At 41.9% G+C, this 525-nt stretch carries 1 protein-coding gene; it reads right to left on the bottom strand.

Annotation, left to right across the window (positions count from 1 at the left end; genetic code table 11):
- A partial coding sequence (locus tag OB69_RS17915; RefSeq protein WP_394324658.1) for a DUF6923 family protein occupies positions 1–525 on the bottom strand: 525 nt, incomplete at both ends.

Raw genomic sequence — 525 nt, forward strand, 5'->3', positions numbered from 1 at the left:
AACATCTCCCGAACTGGTGATTTTCCTTACTCGGTTATTGCCCCAATCAGCTACAAAAAGATTATCATGTGAATCAAAATCCAATGCCTTTGGCTCGAAAAACATTGCATTTTGGCTATCTCCATCAAGAAAGCCTTCTACACCAGAACCTGCGAAAGTAGTCACCTCTCCATTAGGCTCTATTCTACGAATTCGATCATTCCCTTCGTCAGCAACAAAAACTATATCATTTGAATTAATGGCAATATCGAAGGGTCTATTAAAGCTTGCAGCTATCCCAGTCCCGTCTGCATAACCTTCTGTTCCTGAACCCGCTAAAGTGGTAACTAAACCCGCTGAGGTTATTTTCCGAATCGAATGATTCCCGAAATCGGCTACATAAAGATTACCTTGAGAATCAATCGCTCCGCCCATAAGCGTTGTAAATCGAGCTTCTGTACCCTGTCCATCTACATTTCCAAAAAAGCCAGAGCCAGCAAAGTCGCTCACATTCCCTTCGGTATCAATTTTTCTTATAATAGATCC

Origin of the sequence: Roseivirga seohaensis subsp. aquiponti, assembly GCF_001267955.1 — a bacterium.
Classification (GTDB): Bacteria; Bacteroidota; Bacteroidia; order Cytophagales; family Cyclobacteriaceae; genus Roseivirga; species Roseivirga seohaensis.